The sequence below is a fragment of the Zobellella aerophila genome (genome assembly GCF_039539325.1).
GTDB classification, from domain to species: Bacteria; Pseudomonadota; Gammaproteobacteria; order Enterobacterales; family Aeromonadaceae; genus Oceanimonas; species Oceanimonas aerophila.
This window is the reverse complement of the sequence record NZ_BAABCX010000002.1, coordinates 605847-629531: the sequence shown is the minus strand read 5'-3', so window position 1 is coordinate 629531 and position 23685 is coordinate 605847. Positions and strand designations below refer to the sequence as shown.

Genomic DNA, 23685 nt, shown 5'->3' with positions numbered 1-23685 from the left:
TCCCTGGCGCGGAGGGTCTGCTTATCGAATCCTGACTTCTGTCTCGATATGTAGCGGTATTTGTATCAGTTATTTAGACGGTATGGAGTATGGAGCACTGAGCTGCCGGTTAGCTCTGTAACTGGCAACATCGAGGCTTGAAGGAGACCAAAGGGAACGCCTCCATCGACCGTTGGTGCCATGAATGGCGCCGGTCGAGCCTCAACGGATGGATTCACGGCGTGTCGGCGGAGTCGACCTTTGGTTGACTTTCAGGAGACTGAAACAGCGAGCGACGAGCCGCCGGAACTGGCCCTTTCGCCTTTTTCTGCCGCTGTTAGGAGCAGTGCTTTGACCCTGCTCTGCATTCCCATAGGGAGCAGGGTAACAAGATCGCGGAAATAGCAAAGGCGCCTGCGGGCGCCTTTGCTATTTAAGAGAGGAAAAACTCAGGCGTTTTCTTCCAGGCCGACGATTAGCCAGGGGGCATTGGCCTTGGTCAGATCGCGTTCAAGGTGCCATATCTCGCGGATATCCTGCTCAACGGCTTCCTGGAGGTCACGGTAGCGGCCGCTGAACTTGACGCTGACCTGGGCCTGATAAGAGGTGTGATCGGCGCGAACCAGCTCGGCATCAACAAACATTACCTCGGTGTGTTGATCGCCCGTCAATTTGGCCCGTTCCTGGCTCAGCTCGGCAAACAGTTCGGGAGTAACATATTCCCGGATCTTCTCAAGATCGTTCTGGTTCCAGGCCTGCTGCAGGGTGCGGTAATGCTCGCGAGAGCCTTGCAGGAAGGCCTGCATATCGAAGCCCTGGGGCAGGTTGAAGGGTACATCACTGGCCGCGAAACCGGAGGAGGCTGCGGTGCTGGCAATGGGGGATTGCTGAGGGGCTTCAAACTGCTGAGGACCACTGTAGGCCGCCCTGGGCGCCGGAGCCTTGCTCTTGCGCAGGGCGCGGAAAACCATGACGGCGGCAAAGGCTAGGCCAGCTATCATCAGGAAGTCCATCATCTGGAAGCCTTCGAAGGCGCCGGAGCCCAGCAGCCAGGCGAACAGGCCGCCGGCCAGCAGACCACCCAGCAAGCCGCCCATCAGGCCGGATTTTTTCGGCTGCTGGGTCTGGCCGCTGTTAGCGGTATTGGTTGTTTGTTTGGCTGGCTGGCTGGGCGCGGTTTTAAAACTCTTGCCGACCGAGCGGCTGCCGCCGAATTTGGCCGCCTCGGTGTTGAAGGAGGTGGTGCTGATACTGACCGCGAAGATCAGGGTAAACAGGGCCAGAAGTTTACGCATGGTATTTTCCTTGTGTTACAGATAGGCAACATCCTAAAGCAGGGACATATTATGTCAACCAGGGATGGGTTTTATTTAATCAATTTCAGCATTTCGGGTAATATGCCCTGCCGCCGCTTGCCGCCATGGGTACCGATGTCAATACGCGTCAGTCCGACTGAATTGGCCGGTGGTAGGGACATGGAGCCGATTAGCCCCGTTTCAGATTTAACTGGCGGGCTTTTGGGCATGAGGCTTTATGCCGTCCCTAAAAATCCCGATAATAGCCTTTTCCCCGCACCAGAGACAGCCGATGACAGAGAAAACCGCCAACAAGACAGACAAGGCCGTGGCTCAGCTCAAGATGCCGCCCCATTCCTTCGAGGCGGAGCAGTCGGTACTGGGCGGACTGCTGCTGGATAACAATGCCTGGGATCGGGTGGCGGAGAAGGTGTCCGAGACCGACTTCTACGGCCGTCCCCACCGCTTGATCTTTCAGGCCATGCAAAGGCTGGCCCAGGCGAATAATCCGGTCGATCTGATCACCGTGCAGGAAGAGTTGGAGCGGCACGAAGCCCTGGATACGGTCGGCGGTTTTTCTTATCTGGTGGAGATTGCCAAAAACACCCCCAGTGCCGCCAACATCGGCGCCTATGCGGAGATAGTGCGGGAACGGGCGGTGGTAAGGGAGATGATCGCCGTTGCCAATGAAATCGCCGAGGCGGGCTTCGATCCCCAGGGGCGGACGTCGGCAGATTTGCTGGATCTGGCCGAAACCAGAGTATTCAAGATTGCCGAAAGCCGGAGCAGTGCCAATGAGGGCCCGCAACCATTACGGGCCTTGCTAGAAAAAACCATAGATCGCATCGAGGATCTGTATAAAAACCCGCATCAGGGCATCACCGGGGTGTCCTCCGGATACACGGATTTGGATAAAAAAACTGCCGGACTCCAGTCTTCGGACCTGATTATAGTGGCGGCCCGCCCCTCTATGGGTAAAACGACTTTTGCAATGAATCTTTGTGAGCATGCTGCACTAACAAACGACAAACCAGTGCTCATTTTCTCCTTGGAAATGCCATCTGAGCAGATTATTATGCGGATGCTTGCCTCCCTCGGGCGTATCGATCAAACCCGCATACGCACAGGGCAATTGGATGATGAAGACTGGGCGCGGTTGTCGTCGACCATGGGCATGTTGCTCGAAAAAGGTCAGCTCTATATCGATGACTCTTCCGGTCTGACCCCCACCGAAGTCCGTTCCCGGGCCCGCCGCGTGGCCCGCGAACACGGGGGGATCAGCATGATCATGGTGGATTACCTGCAGTTGATGACTGTCCCCAGCCTGTCCGACAACCGCACCCTGGAGATAGCCGAAATCTCGCGCTCGCTCAAGGCGCTGGCCAAGGAACTGAGTGTGCCCGTGGTGGCCCTGTCCCAGCTAAACCGGAGCCTGGAGCAGAGGGCCGACAAACGGCCGGTAAACTCGGATCTGCGGGAATCAGGTTCTATCGAGCAGGATGCGGATTTGATCATGTTTATCTATCGTGATGAGGTATATCACGATGATAGCCCGGATAAGGGCATCGCCGAGATCATCATAGGCAAGCAACGTAACGGACCTATAGGCAAGGTCCGGCTGACATTTCAGGGGCAGTATTCCCGCTTCGATAATTATGCCGGACCCGATTTCGATGATGATTATTAAGGAGCTGTCATGGATGCGAAAGGGGCGGTGGCCCGTATCAACCTGGAGGCTGTCAGGCACAACCTGAATGTCGCCAAGCGCCTGGCCCCCCAGGCCAAGGCGATTGCGGTGGTCAAGGCCAATGCCTACGGCCATGGAGCCCTGTCGGTGGCGGCAGCCCTGCCCGAGGCGGACATGTTTGCCGTGGCCCGCTTCGAAGAGGCGCAACAACTCAGGGCCGGTGGCATATGTCAGCCCATATTGCTGCTCGAAGGCTTTTTCAATCGCGGTCAGTTGGAGCAGGCGGCGACGCAGAATTTCCATATATGTATCCACCATCTGGCCCAGCTGGAAACCTTGGAGCGGACGCCGCTGACGGCCCCCGTGACCGTCTGGGTCAAGCTCGACTCCGGCATGCATCGGGTGGGCTTTCGTCCGGAGCAGGTGGAGGGCGTGTTCGCCCGCCTGGCCCGTTTGCCGCAGGTTATTCAGCCGGTGAACGCCATGACCCACTTCGCCCGTGCCGACGAGCCCGATCAAAATGCCGTGACCCAGGCCCAGATCGCCCAGTTCACACAGCTCACCCAGGGACGGGTCAAGGCGACCGCCCTCTGTAATTCCGCCGGGGTGCTGGCGTTTCCCGAGGCTCATTGTGACTTTATCCGCCCGGGCATCATGCTCTATGGCATCACGCCTTTCGGCGACCAGCAGGGCACGGACTTCGGTTTGCGCCCGGCGATGACCTTTACCTCCAGTCTGATTGCGGTGCGCGAGCACAAGGCAGGCGAGCCGGTTGGCTATGCGGGTTCCTGGGTGAGCCCGCGGGATACCCGTATCGGGGTGATAGCCGTCGGCTATGGCGACGGCTATCCCAGGACCGCGCCTGCCGGTACCCCGGTGCTGATCAACGGTCGTAAGGTGCCGCTGGCCGGCCGGGTATCAATGGACATGGCTACCGTCGATCTGGGGCCGGAAGCCACCGATAAAGTCGGTGATGAGGTGATTTTATGGGGTGAAGGACTGGCTGCGGAAGAAGTGGCACGCCACGTGGGTACCATCGCCTATGAGTTGGTGACCCGGATGACCGCGCGTCCCCATCTCGAATATATCTAGGGGGTGCCGTTATGTCGCTGAAGTTGTGCCGCTTCCGGGCAAGGTGTACCCCGCGCCGTTTGGTGGGGCCAAATCAGCGGTAAGTAACGCCACCGTGGGGCGGCACAGCCTCAGCCCTTAGGGTCGCGTCCCGACGGGCGCGCCCTGCGTTAGCTGGCCGACCCATAGGCCCACACTATGCGTTGCGTCTGCTGCTTTTATCGCCCTCTTGATTAACCCCTCATCCCGGCTGTTTGCTCAGTGGGGACAACCCTGACTAGAAAGGGTCTTCGGCTTAGTTTTCAGGCCGCCACTGATACAGCCATTCATCCTTACCCGGATTCCATTTAATGTGTATCCATGGTTGCTCTGTTTTCCAGCTGGGGAAGGTAACTTCTATCTGGTTTTCTTCATATTTGTACAGCGAGGTGTTCAAATCCACCTCGCTCAGTGCCATAAACAGGATCCCCAGGATCAATATCCATTTGACTAGAGTACCCATAAGACTCCCTATTATCGGCTGAACCCGGCCGGTCGTTCCATCATCTTTTCCGGCACCGCTCACAGTGGCCGTGAGCTTCTATAGTCTGGTTGGTAATGGTGAAGCCATGCTGCTCGGCCTGCTGGTTAAAGGCTTGGTTGATGGCCTCATCATGCAGTTCGATCACCAGGTCGCAGCTGTCACAGATCAACAGCTGCATCGGATGTTGCTGGGCGAAATGATCACAGAATAAAAAGGCATTCAGTGATTCAACCTTATGCACAAAACCCTGGGACAGCAAAAAATCCAGGGCTCGATATACGGTCGGTGGCTTGGCATTGGGCTCCAGCAATTTGAGTCTGTCCAGCAGCTCATAGGCGCTGACCGCCCCCTTGTGCTCGGCGAGCAGGGTGAACACATGGCGCCGAGTTGGGGTGAAGCGTACGCTGCGTTGCTGACATAAACGCTCGGCTTGTTCCAGCTGTCGTTGAACAGACATATATAGGGCAGAAATCCTGATTATCGTTTGTCGGCATATTAGCACAGGCCGACAAAACTTGGACTGCTTCGGATTTGGGTCTGTCGGCAGCCTTGGGTATAATGCGCGCCTTTATGAACAAAAAGTCATCAATTATGAGTCAGTACCCCAGTGCCCGCTTCTCCGTTGCCCCCATGCTCGATTGGACGGATAAGCATTGCCGCTATTTTCATCGCCTGCTGAGTCGCCATGCCCAGCTCTATACCGAAATGGTGACCACCGGTGCCATCCTCTATGGCAAGGGGGATTACCTGGCTTTTAACGAGCAGGAACATCCCCTGGTGCTGCAACTGGGCGGCAGCGACCCCCGGGCGCTGGCCAGATGCGCCGTGCTGGCCGAGCAGCGGGGCTATGACGAAATCAACCTGAACGTCGGTTGTCCCTCCGATCGGGTGCAAAACGGCATGTTTGGTGCCTGCCTGATGGCCGAGCCCGGGCTGGTCGCCGACTGCGTCGCGGCCATGAAGGCGGTGGTGGCGATCCCGGTGACGGTCAAAACCCGCATCGGCATCGATGAGCAGGACAGCTATGAGTTTCTGTGCACCCTGGTGGAGTCCTTGCTGGCGGTGGGCACCGATGCCCTGGTGGTGCATGCGCGCAAGGCCTGGCTGAAGGGACTGAGCCCCAAGGAAAACCGCGAGATCCCCCCGCTGGACTATGAGCGGGTATACCGGCTTAAGGCGGATTACCCCGGGTTGACCATGGCCATCAATGGCGGCATCAAAACCCTGGCGGAGGCCAGGGAGCACTTGCGGCATCTGGACGGCGTCATGCTGGGACGGGAGGTGTATCAAAACCCCTATCTGTTGGCGCAGGTGGACAGGGAGCTGTTCGGTGTGCGGGCCGAGCAGCCCAGCCGGCATCAGGTGATCCGCCAGCTGTTGCCCTATATCGAGCAGCAACTCGGCGAGGGCTGTTATCTGGGTAATATCACCCGCCATACCCTGGGCATTTTTCAGGGGCTGCCCGGTGCCCGTGCCTGGCGTCGGCACCTGAGCGAGAACGCCCATAAGCCCGGCGCCGGCATAGAAGTGGTGGAGGCGGCGCTGGCCAAGGTACCAGAGGAAATGCTCGTCTATAGTTAAATTATTCCCTGTCATTGAGGAGTTGGCTAATGAGACATGCGCTTACCGACGAGTTTCCCGAATACGCAGACAAGATTCAGGAGCTCAAGCAGAACAACCCGGATTTTGCCCAACTGGCCCGGGAGTACCATAAGCTGAATCATGAGATAGAGGGACTGGAATCCCGGAATATGCCCATTTCCGATGCTAATTTTGAAGAACTCAAATTGCGCCGCCATCAGCTAAAGGACCAGTTGTACAAGGGTTGGCTGAACGGTCAGAGCTGAGCGTCTCGCTGAGAAAACGGGGAATGGTTGACCATTTCCCGTTTTTATTATGATTGTTAAAACCTATTGTTTTAAGTTATTCAAACGATTTAATGAATATGATCGTGTCCGGCATACTGAGTCCATCGCTAAAGACACAACCGATGAGGACATCAGTATGTTAACCAACAAGACCGGCCAGACCGTACCCCAGGTAACCTTCCGCACCCGCCATCAGGATCAGTGGCTGGACGTCACCAGCGACGATATCTTCAAGGGCAAAACCGTGGTGGTATTTTCGCTGCCGGGCGCTTTTACCCCGACCTGTTCCTCCAGTCATCTGCCCCGCTATAACGAGCTGGCTCCGGTGCTGTTCGAAAATGGCGTCGATGACATCGTCTGTATCAGTGTCAATGACACCTTCGTGATGAACGCCTGGCTGGCGGATCAGGAAGCCGGCAATATCCGGGTACTCCCGGACGGCAATGGTGAGTTCAGCGACGGCATGGGCATGCTGGTGGACAAGCAGGAGCTGGGCTTCGGCAAACGCTCCTGGCGCTATTCGATGCTGGTGAAGGACGGCATCATTGAAAAAATGTTCATCGAGCCGAACAAGCCCGGGGATCCATTCGAGGTGTCCGATGCGGATACCATGCTGGAATACATCAACCCCGGGGCGAAGAAGCCGTCGGCGATCAGCATCATCACCAAGCCGGGCTGTCCGTTCTGCGCCCGTGCCAAACAGTTGTTGCTGGATAAAGGCATGCGCTTCGAAGAGGTGGTGCTGGGCCAGGATGCCACCAGCATCAGCCTGAAGGCCATGTCCGGACGGACGACGGTACCGCAGGTCTTTATCGACGGCCGTCATATCGGCGGCAGCGACGAGCTGGCCGACCATCTGGCATAAGCGAATGGATGGGGCGTGAGCCCTAATGCCAGTCAGTTAAGGTGACGATCAGGATAAGGTACCCTATGCCAACACGCAGCAAGTACATCCATGTATGCTCGATGGTGGCATCCATGCCATCGACGGTTGGCTCAGGGGACACCCTATCCTTCTTAACCGAATGGTATTGGGCATGGGCCCCGTATTTTTTCCGGATTCCTGAGGGGAAAGCGATGAAGCAGAGTCAGGTTGACGTGGTGATTATCGGCAGCGGTACCGCCGGTTTGGCGGCCTATCGGGGCGCCAAGGCGCATGGTAAAAGCGTTAAGATGATTGAGGCCGGTCCCTACGGCACTACCTGTGCCCGGGTCGGCTGCATGCCCTCCAAGCTGTTGATTGCCGCCGCCGACAGTGCGCATCAACTTGCAAGAGCCCCCGGCTTCGGGGTGCATATCGACGGGGAGATCCGTATCGATGGCAAGGCGGTGATGGACAGGCTCAAGCGGGAGCGGGATCGCTTCGTCGGGTTTGTACTCGAGTCGGTCGACTCTATTCCTGCCGAAGACAGGATTGAGGGGCGGGCCCGTTTTGTCGATGCCCATATATTGGAGATCGATGGACACAGCCGTCTCGAAGCCGAATCTATCATCATCGCAACCGGCTCCCGTCCTGCCTATCCCTCGGAATGGGACGAGCTGGGCGATCGCCTGCTGGTCAATGATGATGTCTTTGACTGGGATGATTTGCCCGAGTCGGTGGCGGTATTCGGGCCCGGGGTGATCGGCCTCGAGTTGGGCCAGGCCCTGCACCGGTTGGGCGTCAAGGTATGGATGTTCGGGATGGGGGGGCAGCTGGGGCCGCTCACCGATCCTCGGGTGATGGATTATGCCTCCCGTACCCTGCAACAGGAATTTTTCCTGGATGCGGATGCCAAGGTCACGCGGATGGAGCGGCAGGGGGACGGGGTCGAGATCGATTTTCGTAACACCGACGGCGGTACCGAGCATATTCGGGTGGACTATGTGATTGCCGCCACCGGTCGTCGCCCCAACGTCGACAACTTGGGTTTGGACCAGCTGGCCATCTTGCTGGATGACAGGGGCGTACCGGAGGCCGACGCCTATACCATGCAGACCAGCCTGCCCCATGTGTTTGTAGCCGGTGATGCCAGCAACCAACTGCCGCTGTTGCACGAGGCGGCGGATCAGGGCCGGATCGCCGGCTATAATGCCGGTCGCTTCCCGGATATCCGCGCCGGCTTGCGTCGCAGCAAGCTGTCGGTGGTGTTTTCGGATCCGCAGATTGCCATGGTGGGTGCTGGCTATCGGGAGCTGGAAAAGCGCTATGGCAGTTGTGACTGCTTTACTACCGGCGAGGTCAGTTTTGAAGATCAGGGCCGCAGCAGGGTTATGTTGCGTAATCAGGGCCTGTTGCGGGTCTATGGGGAGCAGGGCACCGGCCTGTTCCTTGGCGCCGAGATGATGGGGCCGGACGCGGAGCACTTGGCCCATTTGCTGGCCTGGGCCCATCAGCAGAGAATGACGGTGGCGCAGATGCTGGACATGCCTTTCTATCATCCGGTGATTGAGGAAGGGATCCGAACCGCATTGCGGGATCTGAATGACAGGCTGCATCTGGGACCGAAGATCGTCGACCGTTGCATGGAATGTGGAGTGGGCGATTAACCATTAGCCCGGTTCCAAGCCTTTCTATTTTGTGCAAAATAAGTAAATAATGCAGCCAAGCGCAGCAACAGATAGGAAAAAGTGTGAATTTAAGGGATCTGGAATACCTGGTTGCCCTGGCCGAAGAGCGGCATTTTCGTAAGGCGGCCGAGAAGTGTTTCGTCAGCCAGCCTACCCTGAGCGGCCAGCTGCGCAAGCTGGAAGATGAACTGGGGGTGGTGTTGATGGAGCGGACCTCGCGCAAGGTGCTGTTCACCCCGGCGGGGGACGCCATTACCACTCAGGCGCGACGGGTGCTGGCGGCGACCAAGGAGCTGAGGGATATCGCCCGAACCTTCACCGAACCGATGTCCGGCGAGTTGCATATCGGCCTGATCCCGACCGTCGGCCCCTATCTGTTGCCCCATATCATTCCGGCCCTCAGGCAGCATTTTCCCGAGCTGCATATTTACCTCTATGAAGCCCAGACCCAGGTGCTGTTGAAACAGCTGGCCGATGGGGAGCTGGATTGCCTGATCCTGGCGAAGCTGGACGAGATGGGCAACTTCGGTTCCATCCCCCTGTATCAGGAGCCCATGATGCTGGCCCTGCCCGAGGAGCATGCCTGGTCTGCGCGCCAGCAGGTCGGCCTGAGCGAGCTGAAAGGAGAAAAACTGCTGATGCTGGAAGATGGGCATTGCCTGCGGGATCAGGCCATGGGCTTCTGTTTCGCCGCCGGGGTGGGCGAAGATACCCATTTTCAGGCGACCAGCCTGGAGACCCTGCGTAACATGGTGGCGGCGGGCTCCGGCCTGACCCTGATCCCCAAGCTGGCGATAGGGCAACAGCATGAGGCATCGGGGGTTCGCTATCTGCCGGTTACCGATCTGGAGCCGAGCCGGACCATTTCCCTGCTCTACCGGACCCATTCGGTCCGGCGGCCCTGCTTCAATGAAATGGCCAAGGTGATCAGCAAGATCATGCCGTCGCTGCTGTGATCCGACGAGACCCGGGGGCTCGTCGACGCGAGGGGTTCCCCTTGACTGCTAACCGACCCGCCTGGTGCCGATACCATGCCCTGGGCTCACGGCCTGGTGGCGACCGGCTCTGCTGTAAAGCCTGAAAACTGCCGTTTAGAACAACTCTTCGGTGACACTTCGCTCACCAAAACCTGCACCCGGCTGATGGATAATGGTCACGCGTCTGAGCTCTTTGCCTAATTCAAAATATTCATCCCTGGTGTCGACGCCGGTATCCGTGGTGATTTCACCCGTGTAGGTATCGATTTGTGCGCTATACAGGTTGGCGGGCACGGCCCTTTGGCGCACGGGAAAGTCGGCCAACGCGGCTTTCATATAATCAATCCAGATAGGCAAGGCGGCACTGGCGCCGAATTCCCCACCTGAAACCTGAGCGGATGATAAATTCGGGTTATAGGCCGTCCGTCCCAGGGGACGGCTGAAATCATCGAAGCCGACCCAGGCGGTGGCTACCCTGTCCGGGGTAAAGCCGGAAAACCAGGCGTCCCTGGACTGGTTGGTGGTCCCGGTCTTACCGGCAATGTCCTTGCGTTCCAGTGCCAGCCCGGCACGACGACCGGTACCATTCCAGTGCTTGCCCCGGGTGCTGCCCCCCCAGATAGCCGAGGTCAGGGCATCGGTGATCAGGAAGGCATTTTCCTCGGAAATAATACGCTGACTGACCGGGTTGTGCCGATAGATGACGTTGCCTCGGGCATCCTCGATCCGCTCGACCACATAGGGATCAACCTTAAGGCCGCCATTGGCAAAGGCGGCGTAGCCGGCCGCCATTTCCAGCGGTGTCGCCGAGGGCGATCCCAGGGCCAAGCTTTCGGTTGGGGGAATATCCGAGGTATCGAAGCCAAATTGCCGGAGCCGGGTCAGGGCGTTATCTATGCCGGTTTCCCGCAACAGCCGGATGGATACTACATTCTTGGAGCGGGCCAGGGCCTCTCTGAGTCGAATGGGGCCGTCGTAGACATTGGGGGAGTTGCGCGGCCGCCAGGGAACGCCCTTGCCCGGATCCCAGCTGTCGATGGGGGCATCGTCAATCAGGCTGGACAGGCCAAAGCCCTGATCGAGCGCGGCGGAGTAAATGAAGGGTTTGATGTTTGAACCCATTTGGCGCTTTGCCTGCTCGACCCGGTTGAATTTGTTCAGGCTGAAATTAAAACCTCCCACCAGCGCGGTGACGGCGCCGTCGCTGGGTCTGAGTGATACCAGGGCGCCGTTGATTTCAGGCACCTGGGCCAGCAACCAGCCGTCGGCTGTGGATCGCACCCAGATTTGTTCGCCGGCCTCGAGGATGTCCCCGGCCCGGCGGGGAGGGTGTCCCTGACGGCTATCGGTAATGTAGCGCCTGGCCCACTTCATGCCGTCCCAGGACAGCTGCCGCTCGCCCTTTTCTTTAATCACTATGGTTGCGCTATGTGCCTGTACGGCCGTGACCACCGCCGGCTCCAGGGGCCAATAGCCGGGTTGTTCATCCAGGTGCTGTCGGATCCTGCTGTCATCCCAGGGGCGACCTTGCCAGAGCTGCGCCTCGGCCCCCCGGTAACCATGGCGCAGATCATATGCCAGCAGGCGATCGGTCAGGGCGCGGTTGGCTGCCTCCTGCTCCTTGGCATGGACTGTGGTGTAGATGTTCAGGCCCAGGCCATAGGCAGCTTCCCCATACATGGTCAGGGCGAATTGATGGGCCATTTCGGCCAAGTAGGGGGCGCTCAGGGTGATCTTGGTACCATGATAGCTGGCGGCGACGGGGGCGGCCATCGCCTGCTGATAGTCCTGCCGGCCTATCTTGCCCAGTTCCAGCATCCGCCCCAACACCAGGGCGCGGCGTTCGGCAGCCCGCTCCGGCGAACGAATTGGATTCAACAGCGACGGCGCCTGAGGCAAACCGGCGATCATGGCCATTTCTGCCAGGGTCAGTTGATCAACCGTTTTCCCGTAGTAGACCTGCGCGGCGGCACTGACGCCATGGGCGCGATTCCCCAGGGGGATCTTGTTGAGGTACAACTCAAGAATTTCCTCCTTGGTCAGCAGGCTTTCGATATGCAGGGCGAGGAAAATTTCCTTTACCTTGCGGGTGACGGTTTTTTCCCGGCTGAGGAAAAAGTTGCGGGCAACCTGCTGGGTAATGGTACTGGCCCCCTGGCGCTTTTCCCCTGTGGTGATCCAGACAATGGCGGCGCGGGCAATGCCGATGGGGTCTATGCCCGGGTGCTCATAGAAACGGGCGTCTTCCGTCGCCAGAAATGCGTCTATCAGCAGCGGCGGCAGTTGTGCCAGGGTCACCGGATCCCGCTTTTGCTCGCCGAATTGAGAGATCAGCTCGCCATCCTGGCTGAGGATACGCAAGGGCACGTCCAGCTGGACTTCCCTGAGGGCCGAGACATCCGGGAGTTCGGCCTTGACCTGCTGGTACAGTGCAAAGACGGCGGTAGCGCCGGAGAACACCAGGAGCAGACATAATAAAAACAGGCGAGAGAGCCATTTGAGCATTAGTTGGTAACCCAATAAACTATTTGTTAATCAATAGTGTGCAAGTATATTTTTGTTCGGTAGTGTGCAAGTATATCTTGTGGATGGGGGGTGATTCGAGCGCTTTGTTTTTATTAAATAATTTTCTGCAAGTCCGATTGAGTCTGCCTATCCTTACCCATACTCATCACAACAAACGCATGGATGCTTATGTTGAGTCTATTGAAAGACAAAAATACCCAGTGGCTGGTGGGCATCGATTTTGGTACCAGCCATATCAAGGCGGTGGCGCTCAAAGGGCGTCCCGGCCATTATCAGCTCGAAGCCATCGGTTCCGTTGCTACCCCCAAGGGCAGCCTGGTCGATCATCAGATTCAGGATGTGGAGCAAATCGGGCTTGCCCTTAAGCTGCTCAGGCGACAGCTGGATTGTCCTTACGATAAGGTGGCCACGGCCGTGAGTGGCAGCAGTGTCATCACCAAGGTGATACTGGTGCCCCGCAACCTGAGTGCCGAGGAGCTGGAAAATCAGGTGCTGGGCGAGGCGGAACAACATATTCCCTTTCCCCTTGACGAGATCAGCATCGACTATGAAAGCCTGGGCCCGGACAGCAACCTGCCGGAGCGGGAAGACATATTGCTGAGCGCGGCGCGTACCGACAGCATCAGTACTCGCATCTCCGCCCTGGAGGAGGCCGGCTGGCAAACCAAGGTCGTAGATATAGGGGTGCATGCCCTGGCTCGCGCAGTCAAGGCTTGCCTGGATATCGAGGGAGCCCGGGCACAGGTCCTGGCCCTGGTCGACATCGGCAGCGAATGTCTGACCTTTGCGGTGATGGACGGAGACGACATCATCTATAACCGCTTGCAGAACTTTGGCGGTGCCCACTTTACCCGCGAGCTGGCCAAGGTGACCGAGTTGTCGCTGGCTGAGATCGAACTGGCCAAGCTGAATAACGGCCTGCCCGAAGCGGTGAGATACGACATAGAGCAGCTGCATATCAACGCCATACTGCAGCATGTACGCCGCAACATTCAGCTTTTTTGCAGCAGCTCAGGTAAAAAGGCGCCTCAGGGGGTAGTGTTGAGTGGTGGTGGCAGCCTGTTGCCCAACCTGGCCGAAGTGCTTGAACAAGAATTGAGTTTGCCGGTGTTACATCCCGATTTTATCCGCCTGTTCAATGGTCAGGCCGCGGAGGGGACCACGGGCGCCGCCTATATGATGGCGCTGGGCTTGGCATTACGGAGCTATACGCCATGTCCAATATAAACCTCTTGCCCTGGCGCGATGCGGTTCGTGCCCGCCAACAAAAACAGTTCTGGCTTACCCTGGCGGTATCGGCGCTGTTTGCCCTGACCCTGATGGTGGGGCTCAACCTGTGGGTCATCAAGCTGATCGACGAGCAGCAGGCGCGGAATCGGTTCTTGCAGGACGAGACGGTTAAGCTGGACGTGGTGCTGGGACAGATAAACCTGATTAAGAAGCAGCATGAGCAAATTCAGGAGCGCATGCGGCTGATCGGTGATTTACAGCAGAGACGCAATTTTTCCGTTCGTTTATTCAATCAGATGCCGGTACTGGTTCCCCCCGGGGTTTACCTGAACTCGATGAAGGTTGCGCAAGAGCGCATCGATGTGGTCGGCAAGACCGAGGCCTATACCCGGGTGGCCAGCATGATCCGCCAGATTGAAGACAGTGACTGGTTGTCCGAGCCCAAACTCAGTACTATTTTTTCCAGCGACACTCAACCCATCGCCCTGAGCCAGTTCTCCATGTTGTTTCTGGTGGCCGATAAAGGACAGGGGGTGAGCCAATGAACTGGCAGAAAATCAATGAGCTGGAATTAGACTTCGACAATATTGGTCAGTGGCCCAGAGCCGCCAGGATCGTTGCCATCCTGATCGTGTGCGTCCTGTTGTCGGCGGCCTTCGGCTACCTGTTTATCGGCGACAGCATCAAGGGGCTGGAGCAGGCCCGCACTCAGGAACTCAAGCTGAAGGAGGTATTTGAGGAAAAGGCCCGGCTGGCGGTGCTGCTGCCGGAATACAGGCTGCAGGTGGCCGAGCTGGAGGAGCAGCTGGCGGAACAATTAAAAAAACTGCCCAACAGCCTGGAGATTGCCGGCCTGCTGGATGACATCAGCTTTATCGCCACCGACAACGGCCTGCAGCTACAGCGGATTAACTGGGAGCCGGAGAACCCCAATGATTTCACGACCGAACTGCCGATGCGCATCATCGTCAGCGGCGATTATCATCAGCTGGGCAATTTTGTTGCCGATATCGCCGCCTTGCCGCGAATCGTGGTTATCGACAGCTTTGATGTGTCCCGGGCCGGCAACGAACGGCTCAACATGAGCATGCTGGCTAAAACCTACAAATACAGTAAGCAGGAGGCACCATGAAACCCCTGTTGCTACTCGGCCTGCTGATACTGGTGACGGCCTGTAACGACGATGCCGGCGATCTGAGGCTGTATGTTGCCGAGGTCAAGGCGCGTCCGGCCAATCCGCCCGAGCCCTTGCCGGACATAGTGGCGTTTGTGCCCGAGCAATACAGCCCGGTGAGCGAGCGCAGCCCCTTTGCCCAACCACAGCCGGAAGACATGGTCGAGCAGCTCGCTAACAATCAGACCTGTGATCCCCTGGATAACGAGCGGCCAAAAGATCCGCTGGAACAATATTCGCTGGATAACCTGTCGTTGCGGGGCTCGCTCGGCGACGGCCGGAGTGTATGGGGGCTGGTTCGTACCCAGGATGGCGTGACCCACAGGGTCGGTGTGGGTCATCGGCTGGGCCTGTATCACGGCAAAGTCACAGACATTAATGACCATGAGCTGACCCTGACAGAATATATTCCCGATGGTAAGGGATGCTGGGAGCCCAGGGTGACAAAACTGACCTTGTCCACAGGCGGATAACAATAAGACCAAACGTCACAGGGGAGTGCGTTATGATAAAAAACGTCGGAATTAGGCTGGCGACCTCGCTGGCTTGCGTACTGTTGTCGGTGGCGCAGGCGCAGGCGCTCAGCCTGGAAGAGATCAAGGTCAACCCGTTACTGGGCCAGCAGCTGGTGCTGGAGATGGCGTTTGATGCGGTTCCCAGCGGGGTAAAGGATCAGCAGCAGACGGATCCGGATCGTATCCTGTTGCAGATCCCCGGTGCCTTCTCCCAGCTGGCCGACAACCTGATCCCCATCGAGCGTCAGGGTGTCGAGCGGGTGGCGGTGCGTCGGGCCGGCTCCCATCTGGAAGTGGACATAGCCTTGAGCGAGCCTATGCCTTATCGGCTGGTGACCGAAGGCAAGCGGTTGCGGTTGGTCACGGGGGCGGCCGGCAGTGCCAGCCAGGGTGAGCGGCTGCCGTCCGGTGCCATCAATGCGGTGACCGGCCTGGACTTCAAGCGCGGCCGGGATGGCCAGGGCCAGCTCTTGGTCAATCTGGACAATGGCACGGCGGCCGTGGATATGCAGGTACAAGGCAACCTGCTGCTTGCCCGCTTTCATAACACCCATATTCCCGATGAATTGCTGCAGGTGATGGATGTCAATGATTTTGCCACCCGGATAAGCAGGGTAACCAGCAGCAGGGACAAGGGCGGCACCCTGTTGACGCTGGAAACAAAGGGGCCCTTCGAATATCAGTATGATCAATCGGGGCGGCTGTTTGTACTGGACGTCGCCCAGCCTGCCAGCGCTTCGTCACATGCGGCGGCGCAGGGGCGGCGGCGTTATGGTGGCAAGCCCATCTCGATGAATTTTCAGGATATTCCGGTACGCACCGTATTACAGCTGATCGCCGATTTCAATAATTTCAACCTGGTGACCACGGATTCGGTGCAGGGTAACCTGACCCTGCGCCTCGATGGGGTGCCCTGGGAGCAGGTGCTGGATATGATACTGCAGGTGCGGGGGCTGGATAAACGGCTGGAAGGCAATGTGCTGTTGATCGCCCCGGCGGCGGAGCTGGCCCAGCAGGAACAGCAACAGCTGGAAAACCGCCAGGCCCAGGATGTGCTGGCGCCGCTGGTGACCGAATTCCTGCAGGTGAATTATGCCAAGGCCACCGATATTCAGCTGGTGTTGACCAGCGATACCACCCGTCTGCTCAGTGAGCGGGGGGCGGTCAGTGTCGATGACAGGACCAATACCCTGATTATCAAGGATACCGCCGACAACATACAACAGATCCGCCGCATGCTGCAGCTGCTGGATATTCCCATCAAGCAGGTGGTGATCGAGGCGCGCATGGTCACCATAGACGACGGCTTTGAAGAGGCTTTCGGGGTGCGTTGGGGATACAGCAATGACAGCAGCAGCGGACGCAACCAGCAGTCGATCAGCGGCACCCTGGAAGGGTTGCAGGCCGCCGCCAGTGGCTTGCCGGACAATTCGCTGAATGTGAATCTGCCGGTAACGGGCGGGGGCAATATCGCCTTCCAGGTGGCCAAGCTAGGTGACGGCCGTATCCTGGATCTCGAGCTGTCGGCGCTGGAGCGGGAAAACAAGGCCGAGATAATCGCCAGTCCTAGGGTGACCACTTCCAACCAGAAGCAGGCGTTGATCGAGCAAGGCACCCAAATCCCCTATACCACGGTGAGTGACAGCGGTACTTCGGTGGAATTTGCCGATGCACTGTTAAGTCTCAAGGTCACCCCGCAGATCACCCCCGATAACCGGGTGGTGCTGGACCTGACCGTGACCCAGGACTCCCTGGGCGATGTGATCCCGCAGTCTGGCGGCGGCAGCGCGGTGGCCATCAACACCCAGTCGATTAATACCCAGGTGTTGGTCAGCGACGGTGAAACCCTGGTGCTGGGGGGGATCTTCCAGCAAAATATCCTGCGCAGTGTGACCAAGGTGCCGGTCCTGGGGGATATTCCGGTGATGGGACACCTGTTTAAAACAACCCGGGACAGCAACACCAAGCGTGAGCTGATTATCTTTGTGACCCCGCGTATCGCCCACGACAGCATCTGAATCCGCTGCTCATCCCCGGCAATCTGGCCGGGGATCGGCTTTGGCCTTGCCAGCGACCGGCTCAGTTGCGATAATCCGGCGTCCAATTTCAGAAAGTAAAGGGTTCATCATCGTCTACCCTGCGGTGTTCGTGGGGTGCATTTGTTTGTGAGAATTTCGAATAACATGGCTGAGAAACGCAATATCTTCCTTGTAGGGCCTATGGGTGCGGGCAAGAGCACCATCGGTAAATACCTGGCGCAGCAACTGCACATGGAGTTTTATGACTCCGATCATGAGATCGAGCGCCGTACCGGTGCCGATATCAGCTGGGTGTTTGATGTCGAAGGCGAAGAAGGCTTCCGCCAGCGTGAAGAAAAGGTCATCAACGAGCTGAGCGAGCTGCAGGGCATAGTGCTGGCCACGGGTGGCGGTGCTGTGATCAGCAAGGAAAGCCGTAACCGCCTGTCTGCCAGAGGCATAGTGGTGTATCTGGAGACCACGGTCGACAAGCAGTTGAACCGGGTGCAAAAAGACAAGCGCCGTCCCTTGCTGCAAACCGAAGAGCCGCCTCGCCAGGTGCTGGAACGTCTGGCGGAAGAGCGCAATGAGCTGTATCTGGAAATTGCCGATTATGTGGTGCGTACCGATGAGCAGAGCGCCAAGCTGGTCGCCAACCAGATAGTCGAACTGATCGGTCTGTAACAGACGGGAGCTCCATGGAAAGGTTAACGGTCAACCTGGGGGAGCGCAGCTACCCCATTATTATCGCCGAAGGATTACTGGGGCAGGGGGAACTCCTGCGTGGTGCCATCAAGGGTGGCAGGGTGCTGGTGGTGACCAACGAGGTGCTGGCGCCCCTCTATCTCGACACCCTGGTGGCCGGGCTGGCCCCCCTGCAGGTGGATACCCTGGTACTTCCCGACGGCGAGCAATTTAAAACCCTGGATACCTTTAATCAGGTGATGGGGCATTTGCTGGCCGGCAATCATGGTCGGGATACCACCCTGATCGCCCTGGGCGGAGGGGTTATCGGTGATCTGACCGGCTTTGCCGCCGCCTGCTATCAGCGGGGCGTACCTTTTATTCAGGTGCCCACCAGCCTGCTGGCACAGGTCGACTCTTCCGTGGGGGGCAAAACCGCCGTTAACCACCCCCTGGGCAAGAACATGATAGGGGCTTTCTATCAACCCGAGCTGGTGTTGATAGATACCCTCTGTCTGCAAACCCTGCCCGAGCGGGAATTTGCCGCCGGCATGGCCGAGGTGATCAAATACGGCATCATCTGGGATCCTGCGTTTTTCGGCTGGCTGGAGCACAATATCCAGCGCTTGCAACGCCTGGACCCGGAGGCCCTGGCCTATGCCATCCGTCGTTGCTGTGAGATCAAGGCCGAAGTGGTGGCCAGCGACGAGCGGGAACAGGGGGTGCGTGCCCTGCTTAACCTGGGCCATACCTTCGGCCACGCGATCGAAGCCGAGATGGGCTACGGCAACTGGTTGCACGGCGAGGCAGTTGCCGCCGGTATGATGCAGGCCTGTCACACCGCCCGCTTGCGGGGGGAGATGTCGGTTCAGGACCTGGCGCGGGTAGAGGCCTTGTTGATCAAGGCCCATCTGCCGATCCAGGGACCCGGCACCATGTCGTTGGCCCAGTACCTGCCCCATATGTTACGGGACAAGAAAGTACTGGGTGGCCGGTTGCGCCTGGTGTTGCCCAAGGGCATAGGCTGCGCGCAAGTGGTCGACGGTGTAGAGGAGCAGATCCTGGCCCAGGTGGTTGATCTTCCCAGGGAAAAATAGCCGAACGGACTATTCCCTTGACGGCAGCCGTGGGCACGGCTGCCGCTTCGGCGTTATCTTCTGCCTGCTCGTTGCGGCCCTTACCGGGGGTGAAAAGATGTCTGTTTTGCTGATAGCATGGTGTCAGGCATCATGAGGGCAGCTGCAGAACCCTCTTAATTCGGCGGGATCTTACTACTATGGCGGGACGGCAGATGGGTAAAAATGGTTATTCGCGGCTATTGGGGCAATGGTGGGTCAAGGTGGTGCTGACCGCTATGATAGTCTTGCTGCTGGTGGCCCTGATCCTGGGCCTGCAGGGCCGCAAGGTCAGTTCCGATCCCCAGCCTGTTGCGCCCACCATGGAGCGGCCCGTCGATAACCCGCTTGCCGAGCCGCTCCCCCAGGACGGACAAGATGCAGCCGACGAGCCGCAGGCCTGGCCGGAGCAGACATTACCCGTGTCTCCCGATGTCGATACCCTGGTGGTGGATACCCCGGATGACAGTGATAAGGAACGGGTGGTGATCGAAGATAAGGTGGTCAGACGCCTGCTGCAAAGGGAGCTAGACCCGACCACGGGCCGCACCCTGGTGCCCGCCCAGCCGTCTGTTAAGCCAGCGGAACAGACCGCGCTGAACACCAGCGCCATGAGCCTGCTGAGCGAGATGTCCCCCGAGCGCTATACCCTGCAATTAAGGGCGGGACGCAACTTGGCCGCGCTGGATCAACTGGTGCTGACACACACCCTGACGCCGGCCTGGATCTATCCCAAAGCCATCGATGACAAGCCCTGGTTTGTGCTGGTATTCGGTAATTTTGACAGTGCCGAGCAGGCACGCCGGGCGGTGGCCGTGCTGCCCTTCGAACTGCAAAGCGCCAAACCCTGGCCCAAGACCTTCGGCCAGGTACAAAAAGAAGCCAAACCATAGTCATGCGGCCTGCGTTGCGGTTACAATGCGTGCCCTTTTGCAGCTGGTTTGATGGCACAGCCTTGATATGAGTAAGACTCGGGCATTCTTAAAATGGGCCGGCGGCAAGTACGGCCTGATTGAACATATCAACCGGCGCCTGCCCGAAGGGCGGATGTTGGTCGAGCCCTTCGTGGGCGCCGGCTCGGTCTTTTTGAACTCCGACTACGACGCCTACCTGCTGGCCGATATCAATGCCGACCTGATCAACCTGTACCAGCTGCTGAAACAGACTCCCGAGACCTTTATCAGGGATGCGGCGGCGCTGTTTGTCGACGTCAACAATGAAAAAAGCGCCTATTATGCCTACCGCACCGCCTTCAACCAGGAGCGGGATCCCTATCGACGGGCGCTGTTGTTCTTATTCCTGAACCGCCATGGCTATAACGGCTTGTGTCGCTATAACAAAAAAGGCGGTTTCAATGTGCCTTTCGGCGCCTACAAGCGGCCCTACTTTCCCGAGAAAGAGCTGTGGTTTTTTGCCGAGAAGGCCCAGAAGGCGACCTTTGTCTGTCAGGGTTATGATCAGCTGTTTGCCCAGGCCCGGAGTGATCAGGTGTTTTATTGTGATCCGCCCTATGCGCCCCTGTCTTCTACCGCCAGCTTTACCACCTACGCCGCCAACGGCTTTACCCTGGACGATCAGGCGATCCTTGCCCGTTTGGCTCGGGAAACCGCGGCCAAGGGGGTACCCGTGTTGATCAGCAATCACGATATCCCCCTGACCCGGGAACTGTACCGGGATGCCTCGCTGGATGTGGTGGCGGTCAAGCGCACCATCAGCCGCCATGGCCATAACCGCAAGAAGGTGGATGAGCTGCTGGCGCTGTTTTACCGGGAGGCTGTGACATTCGAGTGCAGCCAGCGGGCAGCGAGTTAGTCCGGCACTACCCAGTGCACCAGTGCCAGCAGCCCCATGACCAACAGCCCGATGGCGGCGGTTCCGATGAGGATATAGGGCCAGGGGCTGCCCCGAAACTGCAGTCGCCGGTTCTGCTCTGACTGGACCCCGAACAGGGCGGCCGCTACCGCCTGCAGTGCCTGTCTCCAGTTCATATGACCTCCTTGCCCAGTTCGTTAGCGACAGCATAGCCGCCTCGCTAGAGAATAACCGTGCGCTGAGGTAGAATTGGTGCGTTTTTTGCGCTTAAGGGATCCCCAATGAAAGACTATCTGATTGCACCCTCTATTCTGTCCGCCGACTTCGCCCGTCTGGGGGAGGAAGTGGACCGAGTATTGGATGCAGGTGCCGATGTGGTGCACTTCGATGTGATGGACAACCACTATGTACCGAATCTGACCATAGGCCCCATGGTATGCAAGGCATTACGGGATTATGGGGTGCAGGCACCGATTGATGTGCATCTGATGGTCAAACCGGTGGACAGCCTGGTGCCAGAATTCGCCAAGGCCGGTGCCTCCATCATCACCTTTCATCCCGAAGCCTCGGACCATATCGACCGGACCTTGAGCCTGATCAAGGAGCATGGCTGTCAGGCGGGCCTGGTGTTAAATCCGGCCACTTCCCTGCGCTACCTGGATTATGTGATGGACAAACTGGACGTGATCCTGCTGATGTCGGTCAACCCCGGCTTTGGCGGTCAGTCCTTCATTCCTTCGACCCTGAACAAGTTGCGTGAGGTACGCCGCCGTATCAATGACAGCGGCCGCGATATCCGCCTGGAAATCGACGGCGGTGTCAAGGTCGATAATATCCGTGAGATAGCCGAAGCCGGTGCCGATATGTTTGTGGCCGGCTCCGCCATCTTTGGCAAGCCCGATTACAAGGCGGTGATCGAGCAGATGCGCAACGAGCTGGCCCAGGCCCATGGCTAAGCCGGCGGTCAAATTAATCCAGTTTGACCTGGACGGCACCCTGATCGACAGCGTACCCCAGCTGCACCTGGCGGTCAACGCCATGCTGGCCGAGCTGGATCGTGCCCCGGCCTCGGTAGAGGCAGTACGCGGCTGGGTTGGCAATGGCGCCGATATGTTGGTCCGGCGGGCGTTGCTTGCCGGTAGGGAAGCAGACTATGCACCTGCGCCGGCCGAGCTGGCCCGGGCCAGGGCGGCCTTCGATGCCGCCTATGATCGGGTGGCGGATCGGCAGCTGATTTTTTATCCTGGGGTAGTGGATGTCCTCGGGCAACTGCACCGGGCCGGGTTTATCCTGGCGATGGTGACTAATAAGCCCAGTCGTTTCGTGCCGGCCATCCTGACGGCGGCCGGGCTGGGTGAGTTGTTCTCCCTGGTGTTGGGGGGGGATAGCCTGCCCGAGAAAAAGCCCAGCCCGGCGCCCTTACTGCATGCGTGCGCGCATTTTGATATGGATCCAAGCCAGTGCCTGATGGTCGGGGATTCGGAAAACGACGTGCTGGCGGCCAAGGCGGCAGGCATGGCGGTGGTGGGACTGAGCTATGGCTATAACTATGGCCGTCCCATCGCCGAGAGCGAGCCTGATTGGGTAATGGATGATTTTTCTCAGCTGGTGGATCTACTGCTGGCTTAAAAATGAAAGATAAAGGATAAGTATGGCTAAACCTATCGTATTCAGCGGCGCCCAGCCTTCCGGTCAGCTGACCATAGGCAACTATATGGGGGCCCTCCGCCAGTGGGTGAAGATGCAGCAGGACTATGACTGCCTGTATTGTATCGTCGACATGCATGCCATTACCGTGCGCCAGGATCCACAAGCCCTGCGCGCGGCCTGTCTCGACGCGGCCGCCCTGTATCTGGCCATCGGCCTGGATCCGGCCCAGAGCACCGTCTTTCTTCAGTCCCATGTGCCCGAGCATGCGGAGCTGAGCTGGGTGCTGAACTGCTATACCCAGTTCGGTGAGCTGTCACGCATGACCCAGTTCAAGGACAAATCCAGTCGCTATGCGGAAAATATCAATGCCGGCCTGTTTACCTACCCGGTGCTGATGGCGGCGGATATCCTGTTATATCAGGCCAATAAGGTACCGGTCGGCAACGATCAAAAACAGCACCTGGAGCTGTCCCGGGATATCGCCTATCGCTTCAATCAGCTCCATGGCGATGTCTTTAGCGTGCCGGAGCCCTTTATTCCCGAAGACGGCGCCCGCATCATGAGCCTGCAGGATCCGACCAAGAAGATGTCCAAGTCCGACGACAACACTAATAACTTCATTGGCCTGTTGGAAGATCCCAAGGTCATCGCCAAGAAGCTCAAGCGGGCCGTGACCGATTCGGAAGACCCGCCTACGGTCCGCTTCGATGTGGCCAACAAGGCCGGCGTGTCCAACCTGCTGACCCTGATGTCCGGCGCCAGCGGCCGCACTATCCCCGAGCTGGAGCGGCATTTTGAAGGCAAGATGTATGGCCATCTGAAAACTGAGGCCGCCGAGGCGGTGCTGACCGTGCTGGAGCCGATACAGCGCCGCTTCCATGAGTTCCGGGAAGACGAAACCGAGCTGAAGCAGATCCTGACCCAGGGAGCCGACAAGGCGCGAGCCAAGGCTGTACAGACCCTGGAAAAGGTATATGATGTGATTGGCTTTGTGCCCAAAAGCCGTTAATA

General features: G+C 58.3%; 24 protein-coding genes. 19 read left to right on the top strand and 5 right to left on the bottom strand.

Annotated features, from left to right (window positions below; translation table 11 throughout):
* Nucleotides 1-428: 428 nt before the first annotated feature.
* Nucleotides 429-1274, bottom strand: a complete 846-nt coding sequence (locus ABD806_RS10565; protein ID WP_344957681.1) for a Tim44 domain-containing protein — start codon at nucleotides 1272-1274, stop codon at nucleotides 429-431.
* 292 nt (nucleotides 1275-1566) lie between these two features.
* On the opposite strand from ABD806_RS10565, the gene dnaB reads away from it, so the two are divergent.
* Nucleotides 1567-2961 (top strand): replicative DNA helicase, encoded by a 1395-nt coding sequence (gene dnaB, locus ABD806_RS10560; RefSeq protein ID WP_344957679.1) that lies wholly within the window; start codon nucleotides 1567-1569, stop codon nucleotides 2959-2961.
* A gap of 9 nt (nucleotides 2962-2970) precedes the next feature.
* The gene (alr, locus tag ABD806_RS10555) at nucleotides 2971-4053 is read left to right on the top strand and encodes an alanine racemase (protein WP_344957677.1); all 1083 of its coding nucleotides are present in this window, start codon (nucleotides 2971-2973) and stop codon (nucleotides 4051-4053) included.
* A 274-nt stretch (nucleotides 4054-4327) separates the two neighbouring features.
* On the opposite strand, the gene ABD806_RS10550 is transcribed toward alr, so the two are convergent.
* Both ABD806_RS10550 and zur read right to left on the bottom strand, forming a co-directional pair.
* On the bottom strand, nucleotides 4328-4534 hold the full coding sequence (locus tag ABD806_RS10550; protein ID WP_344957675.1) for a hypothetical protein: 207 nt from the start codon (nucleotides 4532-4534) through the stop codon (nucleotides 4328-4330).
* Between the two features lie 40 nt (nucleotides 4535-4574).
* Nucleotides 4575-5012 carry a zinc uptake transcriptional repressor Zur gene (zur, locus tag ABD806_RS10545; protein ID WP_344957673.1) on the bottom strand — a complete coding sequence of 146 codons (438 nt, stop codon included), beginning with the start codon at nucleotides 5010-5012 and terminating at the stop codon, nucleotides 4575-4577.
* Nucleotides 5013-5146: 134 nt separating this feature from the next.
* Between zur and dusA the strand changes: the two genes are divergently transcribed.
* From dusA to oxyR, 5 genes are all read left to right on the top strand, one after another.
* Nucleotides 5147-6136, top strand: coding sequence for a tRNA dihydrouridine(20/20a) synthase DusA (dusA, locus tag ABD806_RS10540; protein ID WP_344957671.1), 990 nt, complete (start codon nucleotides 5147-5149; stop codon nucleotides 6134-6136).
* 29 nt (nucleotides 6137-6165) lie between these two features.
* Nucleotides 6166-6402: an HP1242/YdcH family protein gene (locus ABD806_RS10535; protein WP_344957669.1), complete on the top strand. Its 237-nt coding sequence runs from the start codon at nucleotides 6166-6168 to the stop codon at nucleotides 6400-6402.
* Between the two features lie 157 nt (nucleotides 6403-6559).
* Nucleotides 6560-7288 carry a glutathione peroxidase gene (locus ABD806_RS10530; RefSeq protein WP_344957667.1) on the top strand — a complete coding sequence of 243 codons (729 nt, stop codon included), beginning with the start codon at nucleotides 6560-6562 and terminating at the stop codon, nucleotides 7286-7288.
* Between the two features lie 212 nt (nucleotides 7289-7500).
* On the top strand, nucleotides 7501-8952 hold the full coding sequence (locus tag ABD806_RS10525; protein ID WP_344957665.1) for a dihydrolipoyl dehydrogenase: 1452 nt from the start codon (nucleotides 7501-7503) through the stop codon (nucleotides 8950-8952).
* An 83-nt stretch (nucleotides 8953-9035) separates the two neighbouring features.
* Nucleotides 9036-9929 (top strand): DNA-binding transcriptional regulator OxyR, encoded by an 894-nt coding sequence (gene oxyR, locus ABD806_RS10520; protein ID WP_344957663.1) that lies wholly within the window; start codon nucleotides 9036-9038, stop codon nucleotides 9927-9929.
* 135 nt (nucleotides 9930-10064) lie between these two features.
* Here the strand turns inward: oxyR and ABD806_RS10515 are convergent, their stop codons facing one another.
* Nucleotides 10065-12455 (bottom strand): penicillin-binding protein 1A, encoded by a 2391-nt coding sequence (locus ABD806_RS10515; RefSeq protein ID WP_344957661.1) that lies wholly within the window; start codon nucleotides 12453-12455, stop codon nucleotides 10065-10067.
* Between the two features lie 189 nt (nucleotides 12456-12644).
* Here ABD806_RS10515 and pilM point away from each other — a divergent pair, with 189 nt between their 5' ends.
* The 9 genes from pilM to ABD806_RS10470 all read left to right on the top strand — a co-directional run bounded on the left by pilM (nucleotide 12645) and on the right by ABD806_RS10470 (nucleotide 21024).
* Complete coding sequence (gene pilM / locus ABD806_RS10510) at nucleotides 12645-13703, top strand: type IV pilus assembly protein PilM (RefSeq protein WP_344957658.1); 1059 nt, start codon at nucleotides 12645-12647, stop codon at nucleotides 13701-13703.
* Nucleotides 13691-14251, top strand: coding sequence for a PilN domain-containing protein (locus tag ABD806_RS10505; RefSeq protein ID WP_344957656.1), 561 nt, complete (start codon nucleotides 13691-13693; stop codon nucleotides 14249-14251). Before pilM ends, ABD806_RS10505 begins: the two co-directional genes overlap by 13 nt.
* Nucleotides 14248-14838 (top strand): type IV pilus inner membrane component PilO, encoded by a 591-nt coding sequence (locus ABD806_RS10500; protein WP_344957654.1) that lies wholly within the window; start codon nucleotides 14248-14250, stop codon nucleotides 14836-14838. The genes ABD806_RS10505 and ABD806_RS10500 overlap by 4 nt, the downstream gene beginning before the upstream one ends.
* On the top strand, nucleotides 14835-15353 hold the full coding sequence (locus tag ABD806_RS10495) for a pilus assembly protein PilP (protein ID WP_344957652.1): 519 nt from the start codon (nucleotides 14835-14837) through the stop codon (nucleotides 15351-15353). Before ABD806_RS10500 ends, ABD806_RS10495 begins: the two co-directional genes overlap by 4 nt.
* 32 nt (nucleotides 15354-15385) lie before the next feature.
* Nucleotides 15386-17413, top strand: a complete 2028-nt coding sequence (locus tag ABD806_RS10490; RefSeq protein WP_344957650.1) for a type IV pilus secretin PilQ — start codon at nucleotides 15386-15388, stop codon at nucleotides 17411-17413.
* A 165-nt stretch (nucleotides 17414-17578) separates the two neighbouring features.
* Nucleotides 17579-18097: a shikimate kinase AroK gene (aroK, locus tag ABD806_RS10485; RefSeq protein ID WP_344957648.1), complete on the top strand. Its 519-nt coding sequence runs from the start codon at nucleotides 17579-17581 to the stop codon at nucleotides 18095-18097.
* Between the two features lie 14 nt (nucleotides 18098-18111).
* Nucleotides 18112-19194: a 3-dehydroquinate synthase gene (aroB, locus tag ABD806_RS10480; RefSeq protein WP_344957646.1), complete on the top strand. Its 1083-nt coding sequence runs from the start codon at nucleotides 18112-18114 to the stop codon at nucleotides 19192-19194.
* Between the two features lie 194 nt (nucleotides 19195-19388).
* Nucleotides 19389-20105: an SPOR domain-containing protein gene (locus ABD806_RS10475; RefSeq protein ID WP_344957644.1), complete on the top strand. Its 717-nt coding sequence runs from the start codon at nucleotides 19389-19391 to the stop codon at nucleotides 20103-20105.
* Between the two features lie 67 nt (nucleotides 20106-20172).
* Complete coding sequence (locus ABD806_RS10470) at nucleotides 20173-21024, top strand: Dam family site-specific DNA-(adenine-N6)-methyltransferase (protein ID WP_344957642.1); 852 nt, start codon at nucleotides 20173-20175, stop codon at nucleotides 21022-21024.
* Here ABD806_RS10470 and ABD806_RS10465 read toward each other — a convergent pair.
* Nucleotides 21021-21200 (bottom strand): DUF2970 domain-containing protein, encoded by a 180-nt coding sequence (locus tag ABD806_RS10465; protein WP_344957640.1) that lies wholly within the window; start codon nucleotides 21198-21200, stop codon nucleotides 21021-21023. The two genes, ABD806_RS10470 and ABD806_RS10465, sit on opposite strands and share 4 nt — an antisense overlap.
* Before the next feature lie 105 nt (nucleotides 21201-21305).
* Between ABD806_RS10465 and rpe the strand changes: the two genes are divergently transcribed.
* Genes rpe through trpS form a run of 3 tightly spaced genes read left to right on the top strand, consistent with a single transcriptional unit; the run spans nucleotide 21306 to nucleotide 23683 of the window.
* Nucleotides 21306-21980, top strand: coding sequence for a ribulose-phosphate 3-epimerase (gene rpe / locus ABD806_RS10460; protein WP_344957638.1), 675 nt, complete (start codon nucleotides 21306-21308; stop codon nucleotides 21978-21980).
* Complete coding sequence (locus ABD806_RS10455; protein ID WP_344957636.1) at nucleotides 21973-22653, top strand: phosphoglycolate phosphatase; 681 nt, start codon at nucleotides 21973-21975, stop codon at nucleotides 22651-22653. Before rpe ends, ABD806_RS10455 begins: the two co-directional genes overlap by 8 nt.
* A gap of 22 nt (nucleotides 22654-22675) precedes the next feature.
* Complete coding sequence (gene trpS / locus ABD806_RS10450; protein ID WP_344957634.1) at nucleotides 22676-23683, top strand: tryptophan--tRNA ligase; 1008 nt, start codon at nucleotides 22676-22678, stop codon at nucleotides 23681-23683.
* Nucleotides 23684-23685: the final 2 nt, after the last annotated feature.